General features: G+C 41.2%; 19 protein-coding genes. 2 read left to right on the forward strand and 17 right to left on the reverse strand.

The window, feature by feature from the left end; genetic code table 11:
• Nucleotide 1: 1 nt before the first annotated feature.
• Genes C1E24_RS16435 through ccmA form a run of 8 tightly spaced genes read right to left on the reverse strand, consistent with a single transcriptional unit; the run spans nucleotide 2 to nucleotide 5,713 of the window.
• Nucleotides 2-466 carry a cytochrome c-type biogenesis protein gene (locus tag C1E24_RS16435; protein WP_138483322.1) on the reverse strand — a complete coding sequence of 155 codons (465 nt, stop codon included), beginning with the start codon at nucleotides 464-466 and terminating at the stop codon, nucleotides 2-4.
• Nucleotides 463-1,035, reverse strand: coding sequence for a DsbE family thiol:disulfide interchange protein (locus tag C1E24_RS16440; RefSeq protein WP_138483324.1), 573 nt, complete (start codon nucleotides 1,033-1,035; stop codon nucleotides 463-465). Before C1E24_RS16440 ends, C1E24_RS16435 begins: the two co-directional genes overlap by 4 nt.
• Nucleotides 1,032-2,984, reverse strand: coding sequence for a heme lyase CcmF/NrfE family subunit (locus C1E24_RS16445; RefSeq protein ID WP_138483326.1), 1,953 nt, complete (start codon nucleotides 2,982-2,984; stop codon nucleotides 1,032-1,034). Before C1E24_RS16445 ends, C1E24_RS16440 begins: the two co-directional genes overlap by 4 nt.
• A gap of 1 nt (nucleotide 2,985) precedes the next feature.
• Nucleotides 2,986-3,465, reverse strand: a complete 480-nt coding sequence (ccmE, locus tag C1E24_RS16450; protein WP_138483328.1) for a cytochrome c maturation protein CcmE — start codon at nucleotides 3,463-3,465, stop codon at nucleotides 2,986-2,988.
• Nucleotides 3,462-3,665 (reverse strand): heme exporter protein CcmD, encoded by a 204-nt coding sequence (ccmD, locus tag C1E24_RS16455; protein WP_138483330.1) that lies wholly within the window; start codon nucleotides 3,663-3,665, stop codon nucleotides 3,462-3,464. Before ccmD ends, ccmE begins: the two co-directional genes overlap by 4 nt.
• 2 nt (nucleotides 3,666-3,667) lie before the next feature.
• Nucleotides 3,668-4,405 (reverse strand): heme ABC transporter permease, encoded by a 738-nt coding sequence (locus C1E24_RS16460; RefSeq protein WP_138483332.1) that lies wholly within the window; start codon nucleotides 4,403-4,405, stop codon nucleotides 3,668-3,670.
• Nucleotide 4,406: 1 nt separating this feature from the next.
• Complete coding sequence (ccmB, locus tag C1E24_RS16465; protein ID WP_138483334.1) at nucleotides 4,407-5,093, reverse strand: heme exporter protein CcmB; 687 nt, start codon at nucleotides 5,091-5,093, stop codon at nucleotides 4,407-4,409.
• The gene (ccmA, locus tag C1E24_RS16470) at nucleotides 5,093-5,713 is read right to left on the reverse strand and encodes a cytochrome c biogenesis heme-transporting ATPase CcmA (protein ID WP_138483473.1); all 621 of its coding nucleotides are present in this window, start codon (nucleotides 5,711-5,713) and stop codon (nucleotides 5,093-5,095) included. Before ccmA ends, ccmB begins: the two co-directional genes overlap by 1 nt.
• Nucleotides 5,714-5,815: 102 nt before the next feature.
• On the opposite strand from ccmA, the gene C1E24_RS16475 reads away from it, so the two are divergent.
• Entirely contained in the window at nucleotides 5,816-8,533 is a 2,718-nt protein-coding gene (locus C1E24_RS16475) for a flagellar hook-length control protein FliK (protein ID WP_138483336.1), read from the forward strand.
• An 11-nt stretch (nucleotides 8,534-8,544) separates the two neighbouring features.
• Entirely contained in the window at nucleotides 8,545-8,841 is a 297-nt protein-coding gene (locus C1E24_RS16480; RefSeq protein ID WP_138483338.1) for an EscU/YscU/HrcU family type III secretion system export apparatus switch protein, read from the forward strand.
• A 37-nt stretch (nucleotides 8,842-8,878) separates the two neighbouring features.
• Here C1E24_RS16480 and C1E24_RS21135 read toward each other — a convergent pair whose 3' ends face one another.
• The 9 genes from C1E24_RS21135 to C1E24_RS16525 all read right to left on the reverse strand — a co-directional run bounded on the left by C1E24_RS21135 (nucleotide 8,879) and on the right by C1E24_RS16525 (nucleotide 16,825).
• Nucleotides 8,879-9,310: a DUF2802 domain-containing protein gene (locus C1E24_RS21135; protein WP_058029217.1), complete on the reverse strand. Its 432-nt coding sequence runs from the start codon at nucleotides 9,308-9,310 to the stop codon at nucleotides 8,879-8,881.
• Complete coding sequence (locus C1E24_RS16490) at nucleotides 9,311-9,808, reverse strand: chemotaxis protein CheW (protein WP_138483340.1); 498 nt, start codon at nucleotides 9,806-9,808, stop codon at nucleotides 9,311-9,313.
• 24 nt (nucleotides 9,809-9,832) lie between these two features.
• Nucleotides 9,833-10,609: a chemotaxis protein CheW gene (locus tag C1E24_RS16495; RefSeq protein ID WP_138483342.1), complete on the reverse strand. Its 777-nt coding sequence runs from the start codon at nucleotides 10,607-10,609 to the stop codon at nucleotides 9,833-9,835.
• 7 nt (nucleotides 10,610-10,616) lie between these two features.
• Nucleotides 10,617-11,387 carry a ParA family protein gene (locus C1E24_RS16500; RefSeq protein WP_138483344.1) on the reverse strand — a complete coding sequence of 257 codons (771 nt, stop codon included), beginning with the start codon at nucleotides 11,385-11,387 and terminating at the stop codon, nucleotides 10,617-10,619.
• A gap of 34 nt (nucleotides 11,388-11,421) precedes the next feature.
• Nucleotides 11,422-12,594, reverse strand: a complete 1,173-nt coding sequence (locus C1E24_RS16505; RefSeq protein ID WP_138483346.1) for a protein-glutamate methylesterase/protein-glutamine glutaminase — start codon at nucleotides 12,592-12,594, stop codon at nucleotides 11,422-11,424.
• A gap of 74 nt (nucleotides 12,595-12,668) precedes the next feature.
• Nucleotides 12,669-14,882, reverse strand: a complete 2,214-nt coding sequence (locus C1E24_RS16510) for a chemotaxis protein CheA (protein ID WP_138483348.1) — start codon at nucleotides 14,880-14,882, stop codon at nucleotides 12,669-12,671.
• Between the two features lie 15 nt (nucleotides 14,883-14,897).
• The gene (locus C1E24_RS16515) at nucleotides 14,898-15,671 is read right to left on the reverse strand and encodes a protein phosphatase CheZ (RefSeq protein ID WP_138483350.1); all 774 of its coding nucleotides are present in this window, start codon (nucleotides 15,669-15,671) and stop codon (nucleotides 14,898-14,900) included.
• 21 nt (nucleotides 15,672-15,692) lie between these two features.
• Entirely contained in the window at nucleotides 15,693-16,076 is a 384-nt protein-coding gene (gene cheY / locus C1E24_RS16520) for a chemotaxis response regulator CheY (protein ID WP_010364893.1), read from the reverse strand.
• Between the two features lie 38 nt (nucleotides 16,077-16,114).
• Nucleotides 16,115-16,825 (reverse strand): RNA polymerase sigma factor FliA, encoded by a 711-nt coding sequence (locus C1E24_RS16525; protein WP_138483474.1) that lies wholly within the window; start codon nucleotides 16,823-16,825, stop codon nucleotides 16,115-16,117.
• Between the last annotated feature and the right edge of the window lies 1 nt (nucleotide 16,826).

Here is a 16,826-nt window from a genome sequence, read left to right on the forward strand (position 1 = left end):
CTCATGAATTATGCTCCTGACGTTGATACTGCTTGATCAGTTGCGCGAGCTTTTCTTCGTCTTGCGCATTCCACTTTTGTTTCTTTGACGCCTTCTTTTGTCGAAAGACAATAAAGCCAAAACCAATGATCACAATTAGTACTGGTAATACCCAAAGTACAATGGTTGCAGATGTAACCGGCGGTTGGTAGTGAACAAAGTAACCATAACGGTCAACCATGTAATCAATGACTTCTTGCTTTGATTTTCCTTCGTTAACTAGCACTAGCACCTTGTCACGTAAGTCCTTAGCGACAATGGCATCTGAATCAGCGATATTCTGGTTTTGACATTTCGGACAACGAAGCTCTTGCGTCAGGGCCTTGAAGGTTGCTGCACGCTCAGCATTAGCGAACTCATATTCATCTTGGGCACTATAAGCTGAAAAGCTTAAAATGCTAAGAAATAATAAAGTTAAAATTCTCATTCTGATAACTCCTGCATAACAGGTGCAAACTTAGCACGCCAAACTCGAGGGTTTATATCTCCTGTGTGGTGCAATAAAATCGTACCATTAGCATCAACAAGGAAAGTTTCAGGCGCACCTGAAACGCCTAAGTCAAGTGCCAGTGTGCGGTCTAAGTCTAAAATATTGAATTGATATGGGTTGCCAGCTCTATCAAGCATATTCTGCACTTCATTGCGCAGTGCATTGATATCAAATTGATCGCCAAAGTCTGGATCATAAGCTTGCTCATAATACAAACCAATAATGCGTACCCCGCGCTCTCTTAACTCAGTAAGATAACCCAATTCAGCGATACAGGTCGGGCACCAAGTGCCCCATACATTCAGTAAATATACGTCACCTTTTAGATCTGTATCACGCCACTGTTTTGATTCATCCATTAAATCAGGTAAAACAAAGCTTGGCATCGTTTGACCTATACGGCCGGTTTGTAACTCTCTTGGGTTACCAAACAGGCCTTGGTACAAGAAAACGCATAAGAAGATAAAGATTAAAAAAGGAATAAAACCTAATAGCTTTTTATTCATGCTACAGCTCCCTTTATCTTTCTTCTACGGTAACGCTTATCTGCCACAACCATGAAACCGGCAAGTGAAATTAAAATACCACCTAGCCACATCCAGCGAACGTAAGGTTTATGATAAATACGTAACGACCACGCACCTTCACTCAGTTGCTCACCGAGCGCTAAATATAAATCTCTGAAGAAACCATCATCAATCGCGGCTTCTGTCATAAATTGCATGCCGATATCATATAGGCGTTTTTCAGCATATAACTCAACGATGAATTTATCGTCTTTTAACACAGTTACCACACCCGCATGACCACTGTAGTTTGGACCGCGAATTTCCTTTACACCATCAAAGCGATAGCTGTATTCGTTTAGCTGTGCCACGTCACCTGGTTTCATGCTGACTGATCGTTCGACTGAATACGCTGATGTAAGTGTCACACTGGCTATCACAAATGCAATACCAATATGGCCAAGCACCATTGCCCAATAACTTAAACCTAAACGTTTTAAACCATTTGCAAAGCTGTCTTGTGCCGACGCCTTATCAAAAATATCTAGCAATGTGCCTAGCGTGATCCACACTGCAAGCGCTATTGCAATAAACGTCATCGGCGCAACATATTCGTAGTTAGGCAATAACCACAATGCCGTCAGAGCCAGAGCTAAAACCAACATACCTCCCCATTTTTTCACCATAGGTGGTAATTGGTTTTGCTTCCAACGCATCATAGGTGCAATACCTAGTAATAAAGCAAAAGGCACAACCAAAATAGAGAACATTTGATTAAAGAACGGCACACCAATTGAAATGGTGCCCAGGCCTAACTCTTTATGGATCATAGGCAACAAGGTGCCCAGCAATACAATGAGGGTTGCCACCACTAAAAAGATATTATTCGCCCAGAGAGTCACCTCTCGAGAAGCAAACTTATAGCGTCCCTCACTATAAACTTCAGAAACGCGCATTGCATATAACGCTAAGCTACCGCCTACTACAACACCTAAGAACGACAGGATATATAGTCCTCGGTCTGGATCAGTCGCGAAGGCATGCACAGAGACAATGATCCCTGAACGAACGATAAAGGTACCCAACAAACATAAACTAAACGCAGTAATCGCAAGTAATACCGTCCAAGATTTAAACACGCCGCGTTTCTCAGTCACTGCTAAAGAGTGCAGTAATGCAGTGGCAACTAGCCATGGCATCAGTGAAGCGTTTTCAACCGGATCCCAGAACCACCATCCGCCCCAGCCGAGTTCAGCATACGCCCACCAACTGCCGATAGTGATACCTAATGTTAAGAAACCCCACGCAACCATCGTCCATGGGCGAGACCACTTAGCCCAAGTATTATCAAGTTTACCAGTTAGTAATGCCGCAATTGCAAACGCAAAGGATACAGATAAGCCCACATAACCCATATAAAGCAATGGCGGGTGAATGATCATACCGGGGTCTTGTAGAAGCGGATTTAAATCACGCCCTTCTACTGGGTAATAAGGCAATAAACGCTCAAATGGGCTCGACATCCATAAGGTATAAAGCATAAAGCCAACACCCAAGAAACCCAGCACGCCAAGTACGCGAGCACGTAAAACCCAAGGTAACGAGTTTGACATAAGCGCAACTAATGCAGTCCAAGACGACTGCATTACTAACCAGAGTAAAATAGCACCTTCATGGCCACCCCAAGTCGACGTAACCTTGTAATACCAAGGTAAGGTTGTGCTTGAATGATGAGCCACATACGCGACGGTAAAATCATCAGTCAGCGTGACATAAATTAAAATTGCGAAAGAAAATAGGACAAAAAGACACTGACCAACAGCTAAAGAAGGCGCTGCTCGCATTAACCTAAGATTACCGGTGTAAGCGCCCCATAAAGGAAAAATACATAGCAATAGGCTTAAGCCCATTGCCAGTACAAGCGAGAAATAACCAATTTCTGGGATCATACTAATTCTCGTTATTTAAATTATATTTTGGTTTTTCGTGTTTGATACCTTTAACTGCTTCTGCAATTTCAGCAGGCATATATTCTTCATCATGCTTGGCTAAAACTTCAAAGGCCTCAATGACGTCAGGCTCAATTAAAGTACCTTGTGCGACAATACCCTGACCTTCACGAAACAAATCTGGCAAAATCCCGTGATAGCGAATAGTCACCATCGGGCCGGTATCAATGAGTTTAAACTCAACATCTAACGAAGTTTCATCGCGCTTTACTGAGCCTGGTACAACCATGCCGCCAATTCGTAACTTTTGACCTACAAATGGCATTTCATAGTTTTCACCCTTACCATTTATGAGTTCTGACGGGGTGTAGAACAAATTAATGTTTTCTTGTAATGCATATAAAGTTAAGCCAATCGCTGAGCCAAGACCCAAGATAATGCCTAGCACAGTAAACATGCGCTTTTTACGTCTAGGGTTCATACTTTCGCCTCCTCTTTTGCTTTCTTAATACGCTCTTCACGCAACATTTGTGCTTTTACTTCTTTTTTTAGTTTCTTACCATCGTTAAGAGAACTAATTAGAATACCAGCCAAAATAGCGGCACAAGAACCATATGAAAGCCACACAAAGAAGCCGTAGCCACCCATAGCAATAAAGTCACTAAAAGATTCGAACTGCATTGTTAACCTCGACTTACTAAACTGCGTACCCAAGGACGGTGTTTTTCACGCTGAAGGATTTCATTTTTTAAACGAATCAGTGTAATCACACCCACAAAACCAGCAAAGCCTGCGATGTTGATAAATAAAGGCCACAACATGCTAGGGTCAATTGCCGACGTATCAAACTTAGTGATGGTTGCACCTTGATGTAACGTGTTCCACCACTCAACTGAGAAATGAATAATTGGTAAATTGATCACACCTACGATCGCTAAGATACAAGCCGCTTTGCCCGCCGCCTTTTTATCTTCAAACGCATGATAGAGCGATAAAACCCCTAGATATAAAAATAAAAGAATGAGCTCTGAGGTTAAGCGTGCATCCCACACCCACCATGCTCCCCACATAGGCTTACCCCATGCAGCACCGGTGATGAGAGCAATTGCAGTCATTGCAGCCCCTACAGGCGCAATCGCGATTACAGCCAACTCAGCATTTCTCAACTGCCAGACGAGCGCCACAATTGCGGCAATCGCCATTGAAGAATACGCGCCCATAGACAAAATGGCTGAAGGCACATGAATAAAGATGATCCTGTAGCTATCTTTTTGTTGGTAATCAGCTGGCGCAAACGCTAAGCCCCAGACCCAACCAACAACTAAACAGACAACGGTAATTACGGCAAAATACGGCAGTAAGGTGTTACACAACTGGTATGCACGATCTGCTTTAGCGTAGGGATGTAACCATTTCCACATGTTAACTTACACTCACTCTTAATGCTGACGATATGGCCAAAGGTGCGGCAATGCAGGCAACTGCTAACATCGCACCCAAGATTGCAAGCTGTCCGCCATATGCCAGCGACATGCTACTGGTATCAATGGCCGAGGTTGCAAAAATTAGGACAGGAATATAAAGAGGTAAAACAAGTAAACTCATTAGAATACCTCCTTTTTGTAAGCCCACTGTTAAACCAGCGCCGATGGCACCGATAAAGCTTAACAATGGGGTTCCGATTAATAAGGTTAAAATGGTTGCACCGAGCGCCTGAGACTCAAGGTTCATCAAAAGTGCAAACATGGGTGCCATTAGAACCATAGGCAACCCGGTGATGGTCCAATGTGCAAAGACTTTTGCTAACACACACAGAGACAATGGATAGGGCGAGGCAATCATTTGCTCTAATGAACCATCGTGATAATCATCTCTGAATAACTTATCAAGGCCTAGCATGGTAGACAGTAGCGCAGCGACCCAAATAATACCTGGCGCCATGCGAGCTAGTAACCCAGGCTCAGGACCAATTGCTAGAGGAAACAACGTAATGACGATTAGAAAAAACAATATCGGGTTTACTATTTCTGCACGTTGCCTAAATGCTAAAGTGACATCTTTGCTGTATACAGCTTTAAAAAGCTGCCAATAAGAATGATTTACTTGCATTAGTGTCGATACTCCAGCACTAAAGTTTGTAATTGTTCAAAATGCTGCGTGAGGTCTTGGTGCGTTGTTAATAAAATTGACCCGCCTTGCTCGAGATGCTCATTAAAACGAGATTGCAACATGGCAACGCCTTTTTTATCAAGGGCAGTAAAAGGCTCATCTAAAATCCACAGCTTAGCGCTGTTAAGCCAAAGTCTAACCAGTGCAACTCGGCGTTGCTGACCTGCTGACAATGTTCTAACCGGCACATCTTCTAGGCCCACTAAGCCTAACTTGCCTAATAAGTCATACACCTGACTTTCATCGTTATAACCGTGAACACGCAACCAATGACAGACATTTTCAAATGCGGTAAGTTGAGTGTTTACACCCGTTTTATGCCCAATGAATAGTAATTCAGCTGCAAATTCATCGTAATAATCATTGATTGAACGCTGCTCGAACAGTACCTCACCCTCTTCTGGTTGAGCAAAGCCTGACAAAATCCTCAATAAAGAGGTTTTTCCCGCACCATTTGGGCCTTCAATTTGCATAATCTTGCCAGATCCGAGTGTAAAGCTAAGCGCTTCAAATAAACAGCGTTCTTGCTTGACGCAAGTGACAGATTTAACCTCTAGCAAATTAGTATTCTCGGTGCGTAAAATTGGGCGATAGTCTACCATAATGGTATGGTAATACGAACAGAGCTTTGCGACCGATTACTGAAAATTTGATTTAAAATAATGAATGAATTGCCAATTATAAACCTGAACTCGGTCTCATCTGAGTCTATCTCAACTTTAAGCGAAGCAAATAGACGTGCTTTGCATAACTCGATTGAGCAATCGTTCTTAGCCAAAAACATTTCGATAAAATCTGATTCAATCAGTATGGACATCGAAATAAATGGACGCTGGCAAACTGTTCGCCTTGCAATAGAGCCTCAAAGTCAAAAACTCGAATTACCAGAAGCAATTGTTAAGCTCGATGAAACGGGGTTAAAGTTAACATTACAAACCCCAAAACAAGGTGTGCATATCAAGGCTACTGACCAATTACTTTCTCTGTTGAACTTTTTAAAAGGAGATTCAATTGGCCCGAATATCACGACACATGCTGAAATAAAAACCACACCCGCGAGTCTTCAACTACCTAAGCTTGATGTAAACCTAGCAATCAATCCAAGTCTTGCAAAAATACTCGCCACAGAGCCTAAATTAATTGCAAAATTAAACACCAATACTGCACAGGTATTACTCACGATAAGTGATCGCTTTGGAGAACAACTACTCAAACAACCAATCGCCAAAAATAAAATTACACAGAGCCTAACAAATAGCTTTCCTTCTATGGTGCTTAATTTTTCAGAGAAAGCGCCAAAAATTCAACACCCAGTCACCAAAGCAGCTTTATCACTCAGAAATATAGAATTGCTTTCAGCAAACACCCAAGACAAAAGTTGGCGGGCTGCAACACCTACTTCCACCATGCATGGCCTTGAAATTAGCGAAAAGCCAAAACAATATGCTATTCAATTAAAGCATTCAGCTAAGTCAATGCTTACACAGGCTACAAAGTTGGAAAAACCCACAAACGAGGCGCCTCTAAAATCAGGATTAAATTATGACAAGCCCTTGCTGAATGTTTCATTTAAAGACGTAAAGCAAGCAGTGCGAACTGCATTACAAAATATTATTGCAGCGCCCTTTATGTTGATCGGTGATAAAAACAGTAAAAACACTGTTTCTTCAAATGTGGATATCGCGGCTGCTGTGAATAGATTACCAAGCTTGAACAAAACATCCACTTCTCAAGCACTCATTTACCCTGAAGCCAAAAACTTAAAATCAGAACCTATTGTGCAACTATTTTCTCAGATCAGACAAACAATAGCGTTTACACCTCAATTTACGATTACGACACCACTTAAAGTACCTGAGCACCTTTTAACAACCGCACTATTTTCTCAGGAAAATTTGAAAGCAACGCCTAAAGCGTCCATGACATCAAGCGTAAGTGAGCCAAAAGCCAAACAGGTGAAAACTGAAATAGACCCCAACAAAGCTCAAATGGCTACACAACAAAGGTTTATATCTAAAGAGACAATTCAAAGAACACCTTTAAGCAACGAAGTTAACTCTGAAAAAGGGCTAACCTCCCCCTTTCTAGGAAATAAAAGCGCAAATATAAGTGAGCAATTACAAACACCAAAAGCTACTATTAACCAAATAAAAACTCGCTCTACGGAATCTACTTCATCAAGCCTACAAAGTGCACTCACGCAACTAAATAAGGCAGGAAAAGAGCAAATTGATGTTAAAAATGGTGCTGCTTCAGATACTCAAAGTTCAATGCAAAACAGTATGGGGCCGATAACACAACACAGTAAAATCGTTGCGAAAAATACTAATGCTATACAACAAAGTCTCAGTCCCCAATCTGAAATTATCAATGATTCAAACCAAGTTAAACTTGCTGGCCAAAATATATTATCAATCATAAAAAATCATTATGTGCCTTCAGGTAACCTCGAGAAACTTTTGATTAAGCCATTTATATCTGAGCAACAAATAGATAAAGCCGAAAAATTGGTGCCGGAAGTAAGCTCAGAGCAGATTAATAAACTTTCTCGCTTTAAGGATGAAAAGTCACCAGACCTTACGCGTTTGGTGCATCAAGCATTTTCTAGAATGATAGATGATAAACAGCACTCTTCAGCGCAAATTGCCAATGAGCTTAACTTACCAAACCCAATTGCTAGCGCAGCGACTCAAAGCAATATAAATACAAACCTACAAAGTAGTAGTTTACTGAATAACGTTGAAAAGTTGCTGCTCACATTTTTATCTGCGCCAAAAGTGATGCAAAATGAAAATAACGACAGTTCAACTCAAGCGAAATTCGATGCTCTATTAAAAACCCTACAACCTAATTTTAAAGCACAGAATATCGGCCAACTTCAGCAACAAATACCCAATTTAAACTCATCTTTAATGAGTGAACTTGTGCAACTCAATAATAGTTTGCAACAAAATATTGTTCAGTCAGTAAACATCAACCAAAATCAAAACCAAAGTAGTGATACACAACTATTAGTCAGTTTGTTTTTACCAACAAAGCTCCCTGACAACTGCAAACAGACACATTTACAAATAGGCAATTATAAAAAACCAGCAAAAGGCAATTTACCTGATAAAACGGTTTGGTATATCCGTTTAAATTTCGACTTTGCTTCGGCTGGGAAACTTTCTGTGCAAGGTGAACTCATGGATAAATCACTGGAATGTCAAATAACAGGAAACTCCTCTCAGGTATGTGCAATAGCTGCGCCGCACATTGATACTTTGAGAAGGAAATTAAGTGCGCATGGTCTTCAGGTGGGTGACATCGAGTTAACTGAAGACAGTGAAAAAGCTGATTTGTTTTTTACTCAGCATGCTATTGTCAATATTCAGGTTTAGGGGAAGATAAAATGGAACAAAAATCAGCCATTGGCTTACTGTATGAAGCTGGCAAATCACCTGAGGTTGTCTGTAAAGGGTTTGGTGACTTAGCTGATGAAATCATTACGCTAGCCAAAGAAAAAGGTATTATGATCCACGAAGATGCCGAACTGGCGTCGACATTAAATCAACTGGAGTTACATCAAGAGATCCCTAAGGAGCTCTATTATGTCATCGCCGAATTAATTGCTTTTTCTTATGTTTTAAGAGGAAAGTTTCCACCGGGCTGGGAGGGTTTTAATAAGAAGTTGAATATAAAGGCTTGAAAGAAAAAGCGCCGATGAAAGTACTCAGCGCTTATATTTAAGATTGCTTTTGATGCAATGAAAGAAGTAACTCTGCTTCTGCTCGAGGTATTTCACACTCTCGCATTATCTCTTCGAGATCGGCACCTAGCTCAATCATTTTAACCGCTCGAGAATAAATTTTTGCATCCGGATCATCATACTTTTGTGCAGCTTGCTGCTGAGCTAAATCTTTAGCAAAATTTTCACAAGCCAATAAACGCTTGCCTATGCTCATTAAACCCGATCTTAACTCCGCTATTTCACTGCGTAGTATCTCAGTTTGAGCATTCGATTCTTCGAGCTGTTGTTTTAAAAACTTTTGATTTTTATGATTTTGTTCTAACTTTTTTTGCAGACCAAAAATAAACCCCAGACATATTAAAAAGAGGATGCCTGAGGTAATAGTGACTACAATAAAAGCAAGATTTTCTTGAACGACAGCTAGCACTTATATGTGACTCAATTCATCCCACTCATCATCGCTAAGTAACTTATTCAGATCAACAAGAATAAGTAGCTCACCCTCTCTATTTGATACACCTTGAATGAACTTAGCACTTTCTTCAGTACCAATGTTTGGTGCACTGTCAATTTCTGAGCTGCGTAAGTAAACAACTTCAGCAACACTATCAACAAGGATACCAATTACTTGCTTTTCAGCTTCGATGATGACAATCCTAGAATTGTCTGTCACCTCTGCACTCATCAAACCAAAGCGTGCGCGAGTATCAATGACCGTAACAACATTACCACGCAGATTGATAATACCAAGCACATAGCTTGGTGCTCCAGGTACTGGTGCAATTTCAGTATAACGCAGCACTTCCTGCACTTGCATTACATTAATACCATACGTTTCGTCTTCTAACTTATAAGTTACCCATTGAAGAACTTCATCATTACTGTCGGCATTATTGTCTGCAGAAAGTAGTCTATCTTGGCTCATGGTTATACTCCATAAAGTTCTGAGTTACTGCTCTTGGCTATCTAAGCCTTGCTCTAGTAAGCGGTTTAAATTCTCTACATCAATCAAAGCACACATTTTTTCTTTAATGACGCCAGCAAGCCAAGGTCGCTTGCCACCGTTTACACGCCATTTAATGTCTTCAGGCTTTAATGTAATGTTATTTATCAAGTTTTCAGCTAACAGCCCCCATGGACTATCACCGAGTGTAATTAAATATTGATAATCCAGTTTCTCTTCAAGCTCTGGGGTATACTTCTCTGGCATAACCCATCTAGCAGTATCAACAACATTTAGCTTTTCTTCACGGTTAAGCATGACACCTTTAAACCACTTGGGTTTGCCGAAAAGTTGTGTCACTTCTCCTAGTTGGTGAATACCACCTAAAGACTTTAAAGGAACAGCAAGGGTTAGCCCTGCGACTTCAAAAAATAGGGCTTGAAACTCACTTTCACCATACTCTTCTTGAACACTTGTTAAACTTGGTTCAACAACAGCTTCTTCTTTGATAATAGTATTATTTTTTGTTAACTCAAGATCTTTCGACTCACCCTCTGATATTTCGACAACCTCAAGGCTTCTTAATTCCGGTGTGGACTGAGTCTCAACGATATCAGGTACAACTTTATTGACTGGTTGGCTTAACTCTGTCTCAGTAATCTCAGGTACACCTTCGAGTAATTTAGCTACAGGCGCAAGGGCAGTATCTTGAGGTTCTTCTTGCAATAAAGCACCAAGATACTGTTTCATTACTTTTTCATTAGCAAACAGATGTTTACTCATATACCCTCTAACTACTCTTAATCAAATACTCTAGCAGTGCTTTATACGCAAAGACACCTCTAGATTTTGGACAAAACTCTACTGGCGCTTGCTGTGCCAAACTGGCATCTCTAAATTTTGTGTCAACCGGAATAACACCGGGCCAGACGGACCCTTCGTAATTGGCAAGCAATGTTTTGTATGCCTCTAACGATGCTTTAGTTCGCTTATCATACATGGTTGGCACGATGGTGTAATTATATTGTTTTGCTTGAGAGCTTTGCATTAATTCCATAGTACGCATCATACGGTCTAAACCTTTAAGCGCTAGGAACTCAGTTTGCACTGGGATCAGCACACGTTCACTGGCTGCGAGTGCATTTACCATTAACACGCCTAATACAGGTGGACAATCAAGAATCGCATAGTCGTAATGTTCGCTTATTTTCGCCAGTGTTTTTTTCAGGATTAAGCCCATACCATTGCGATTACCCATACTTCTATCTAGCGTCGCAATCGCCATAGTTGCTGGCAATATATCAAGGTTCTCAATGGTTGAGGGACATAAAGCTTGGAGGATTTCCTCACTCTCCATTGATGTTCCCCGAGCAAATATGTCATAAACACTGACTTCTAACTCTTCAGAGTCAATACCAAAGTAATACGTTAAAGATGCGTGAGGATCAGTATCTATCAATAACACTCTCTTGCCTTGCTTGGCAAGAATACCACCAAGACTCACAGTAGACGTTGTTTTACCAACGCCTCCCTTTTGATTTGCTACAGTCCAGATCTTCACGAAACAATTACTTCCTAGTGCTTGAACAAATAGATTAGCAACCTATTTCTTTGTTTATTCTTGTTGCGACGTCAGGTAAAGCCAAGCTTTCAGAGGATAGCCCTGCATTTGTAACAGCTTGAGGCATTCCGTAAACCACGCAAGTCTGCTCATCCTGAGCCCAGATTGTTGCACCTGACTGTTTGAGTAGCCGTGCGCCGTCTCGACCATCAGCACCCATTCCAGTTAAAACTATCGCGAGGACATCAGCTTGATAAGCTTTTGCTGCACTTGCAAAGGTGACATCAACACATGGTTTGTACGTTACCCGTGGGCTGTCATCTTCAAAGACACGTAGTGTTTTCATTGCACCTTTAGACTCAACCAACATTTGCTTTCCACCCGGCGCTAAATATGCCACACCCGGTTGTAATTTATCACCATGCTCTGCTTCTTTGACTTTAATCTTACACAAGCTATTTAACCTAGTTGCAAAAGCAGGTGTAAAAGCGGCAGGCATATGTTGAATCAACAATATCGGGTGAGGAAAGTTAGCAGGTAGCTGCGTCAGAATGGTTTGCAGTGCAACTGGCCCACCTGTTGAAGTCCCTATTGCCAATATTTTGTATTGCTTTCCAGAAGCTTTGAACTGTTTAGCTGTCGTTGCTGAGTTTGATGCTGGCTGAACAGCTGCTCTTTGAAAGCTTCTATCTGGTTGGGCAACATTCGATGTTCGTGTTGACGTCGAAGGTCTTGGTGAAATAGAAACTTGAGGTGTTGGCGCCTTTGTAACCGATGGCCTTGAATAACTGCTCACAGAACGCGGCAACCTTCTGCGTCCAATTTCTTTTACTTTGTTTTGTAGTGACTTAATTGCTTCTTCGCTATTACGGGCTATATCTTCAAACTTTTTAGGCAAAAAGTCTAATGCACCTGCATCAAGCGCATCTAGTGTAGCACTTGCCCCTTCACGAGTTAATGATGAAAACATTAAAATTGGAGTAGGGTTAGCCTGCATTATTTTTTTAACGGCGCTAATTCCGTCTAAAATAGGCATTTCTACATCCATAGTAATAACATCTGGACGTAATGATGCCGCCTTTTCAACAGCTTCTTGTCCATTAACAGCAAAGTCAATTACCTTAATATCACTATCTTGCTCTAAAATTTCGCTGACTCGACGCCTAAAAAAGCTTGAATCATCTACAACTAAAACTTTTACTGCCATTGGCATACTCTATGAATTCTTAAGAACGAAAAGTGGTGCATTCGCACCACTTTACACTGTTTTGCTATTTAAGGTTATTTACCTGCATAGTGTTTTAGCATATTTGGTACATCTAAGATTAATGCTATGCCACCATCAGAAGTGATTGTTGCACCAGCCATACCAGGTGTACCTTGCAATAGTGCATCTAATGGCTTTATTACAACTTCTTCTTGGCCGATAAGAGAATCAACCACAAAGCCAACCTGTTGAGTACCTATTTGCACTATAACAACATGTCCTTCAGCTTTCTTCGTTGATCTATCTGCGCCCTTAACAAGCCAATGTTCTAAATAGAATAAAGGAATTGCTTTTTCCCGCACAATAATCGTTAACTGGCCATCTACCACATTCGTTTTTGTGAGATCTAGGTGGAAGATTTCACTCACACCTGCGAGAGGTAAAGCAAATGTTTGTTCGCCAACAACTACCATTAAGGTTGGTAAAATAGCCAGTGTTAATGGAACTTTTATCTCAAGGATAGTGCCCACACCGAGCTCTGATTGAATATTAACAGAGCCGTTAAGTTGAGTAATTTTCGTTTTAACAACGTCCATCCCAACACCGCGGCCTGAAATATCTGAAATTTCTTCTTTTGTTGAGAAGCCTGGTGCAAAAATCAAGTTGTAAGCTTCAGTGTCAGACAATCGACTTGCTTGGTCTGAATCAATTACGCCTTTATTAATCGCAATCTTTTTCAGTTTTTCAGCATCCATACCTGCGCCATCATCTTTAATGGTCAACAGAATATGGTCACCTTCTTGAGAAGCTGAGAGCGTAACTGTACCTGTACGAGGTTTACCTGATGCCTCACGAACATCTGGCATCTCAATACCATGGTCAACTGAGTTTCTAACCAAGTGAACAAGCGGATCTGCAAGCGCTTCTACTAAGTTTTTATCTAAATCGGTCTCTTCACCTTCAAGAATAAGATTAATATCTTTCTTTAAACTACGTGCTAAGTCTCTAACAACACGAGGGAATCGGCCAAATACTTTCTTAATTGGCTGCATTCGTGTTTTCATTACCGCACCTTGTAGATCCGCGGTAACCACGTCAAGGTTAGATATCGCCTTACCCATAGCTTCACTGCTAGAATTATTTGCCAAACTAACGAGACGGTTTCTCACTAATACCAGTTCACCCACCATGTTCATAATTTGATCTAGACGTTTAGTGTCAACACGAACTGTCGTCTCAGCTTGAGGTGCTGGCGGTTTTTTGGCTGAAGCTGGCGCGCCTTGGGCTTTTGCAGCTGGTGCTGGTTTTGGAGCAGATTTAGCTGGCTGAGGCGCAGGTTTTGGCTTAGCTACAGGTTTCGCAGTAACAGGCTCTGGTTTCTTTGGTTGTGGGCTTGGAGCTGCTTTTTCGGGTTCTGCGGGTTCTAATGACTTTGGAGCACCACCCTTACCATGAAGTTCATCTAATAGCGCTTCGAACTCTTCATCATTGATTTCATCATCGCTTGATGCTGAGGAAGGTTGTGAAGGAGCAGCAGCCTGAGTCGTTTCCGCTTTTGCCTGAGAAGGCGTATCAATAGCGCCGAAACTGCCCACACCATGGAGTTCATCTAATAAACTGTCAAACTCATCATCGGTTATGTCTCCATCTTCAATACTAGATGGCGATGAAGAAGGTTGTTCAATCGCAGGACCTTTACCTGCACCATGCAGCTCGTCGAGCAAACTTTCAAATTCGTCTTCTGTTATTTCATCAATACTTTCTGAAGTAGTTTCACCAACTACATCATCGGTATCAATATCAAAAAGAATATCATCAGCAGATAAATCAACTTGTGGTGTCTCTTCAACAACAGGTTCAGGTTCTGAACTTGGAATGGAGATTTGCTCATCTTCAGATTCAGGCTTACTCAACTGGTGAAGTGTTTCAAGTAAAGCAGGATCGGCTGGATCTGGTTGTTCACGATTTTGAATGTGCGCGAACATTTCATTGATGGTGTCTAAGGACTGAAGAATGACATCCATCAATTCAGGAGAAACAGAGCGTTGACCTTGTCTTAACACGTCGAAGACGTTTTCTGCACCATGACATGCGTCAACAAGCTCAGTCATACTTAAAAAGCCGGCCCCCCCCTTTACGGTGTGAAACCCTCTAAAGATTGCATTTAATAATTCTTTATCTTCAGGATTATTTTCTAGCTCAACAAGCTGCTCAGATAACAACTCTAATATTTCACCAGCTTCAACAAGAAAGTCTTGCAATATATCTTCATCGACTTCAAAGCTCATGTACACACTCTCCTATTAGAAGCCTAAGCTCGACAATAAATCGTCGACCTCATCTTGATTAGATACGACATCTTCTCTAGATTCTGCATTCATTATCGGACCTTCAGGTCCGGATATCTCTACAGGATCCATTTCAGCAATCTGAACCTCTTCAATGTTTTCTTTTTGTTTTGATTGAGGTTCTTCAGCTGTACCAAATACAGTTAGTAAGTGGATTAAGCTGTCTTCTACTTCTCTAACTAATTCGATAACACGTCGAATGACCTGACCAGTTAAGTCTTGATAATCTTGAGCCATTAAAACATTTGTCATATGCCCCTGAAGTTCATCTGTTGTTGCTTGAGAGCCTTGCATAAACTTATCTAAATCATGACAAAGAGATTTGAATTCACCAAGCTGGATATCACGTCTCATCAGTCGATCCCAAGTTGGTTTTATATCAGATAAATCGTCTGCGAGCTGCTGCGCGAGAGGCAAACTTGCTTCAACTGCGTCCATCGTTTTATTGGCTGCGTTTTCTGTCATTTCCATGACGTAATTCAAACGTTCTTTAGCATCCGGTAAGGCTTCTGTCGTCAAATCAGAAATACGAGTATCAAGCTCAAAATTTTTCAATGACTCATGTAGTTGACGAGTCAATTTACCCACTTCAGCAAAAAGTTCAGATTGCTCTTTACTTGCAGCCTCCATGATTAATTTATCTGCTTTATCTTGCTCGCCTTGCTCAAGATAAGCCACCAGTTGCTTAGCTTGCTCAAGTGTTATTTGAGGCACAGAAGGTGCTGACATCCGCCTCTCCTTCTCAGTTATTTAACCTAAACGTTCAAACACTTTTTCTAGTTTTGTTTTAAGTGTTCCAGCAGTGAATGGTTTTACAATATAACCATTTACACCAGCTTGCGCCGCAGCAACAATTTGCTCTTTTTTCGCTTCAGCTGTCACCATAAGTACAGGTATATGCTTAAGGCTGTCATCTGCACGAATAGCACGGAGAAGATCGATACCTTGCATGCCTGGCATATTCCAGTCCGTGACTACGAAGTCAAATTCTTGGTTTTGAAGCATAGGAAGAGCTGTACTGCCATCGTCTGCTTCTTGTACGTTTGTAAAACCTAAATCTCTAAGCAGGTTTTTGATTATTCTTCTCATTGTAGAAAAATCATCAACCACAAGAATTTTCATGTTTTTATCCAAAACATCCTCCAGTGAGGTTTGAACCTATTATTATTACTCTAATTGACCCAGTCATTGATCTTAGCCCTAAGCCTGATCATTGCCTGCCCATGAATTTGGCTGACTCGAGATTCACTTACGTCGAGTATTTGCCCTATTTCTTTTAAATTCATTTCATCGTTATAGTAAAGAGATAAGACAAGTGCGTCTCTTTCTGGTAACGATTGAATCGCCGTGAGCAACGATTCGTTAAAGCGCTCATTTTTAACGTTATTGAACGGTTTGTCTAGCGCTAAATCATTGTTAACTGGAGTGATTACGTCTTCATCAACGCCTAAGTCTTCAATTCCAATGATTTTACTTGCATTCACATCATGTAGAATATGATGGTACTCATCTAGAGGAATATCAAGTTTTTCAGCGATTTCAGTGTCTTTAGGTTCTCGACCTAGGGCGCTTTCTAGATTAGCGATGGCCTCAGCGACCATACGACTATTTTTATGAACGCTTCTTGGTGCCCAGTCTCCACGACGAATTTCATCTAGCATTGCGCCTCGAATTCTGATCCCAGCAAAAGTTTCAAAGCTTGCGCCTTTACTTGCGTCAAAGTTTTTACTGGCTTCAATCAAGCCTATCATGCCTGATTGTACAAGATCGTCTAACTGAATATTTGCAGGTAAGCGAGCCAACAAATGGCACGCCACTTTTTTGACAAGACCGGTATGACGCTCTATCACTCTGTTGAGGTTGTCTGTAGTTTGATAGCCCATC

Source organism: Pseudoalteromonas phenolica (assembly GCF_005876835.1).
GTDB classification, from domain to species: Bacteria; Pseudomonadota; Gammaproteobacteria; order Enterobacterales; family Alteromonadaceae; genus Pseudoalteromonas; species Pseudoalteromonas phenolica_B.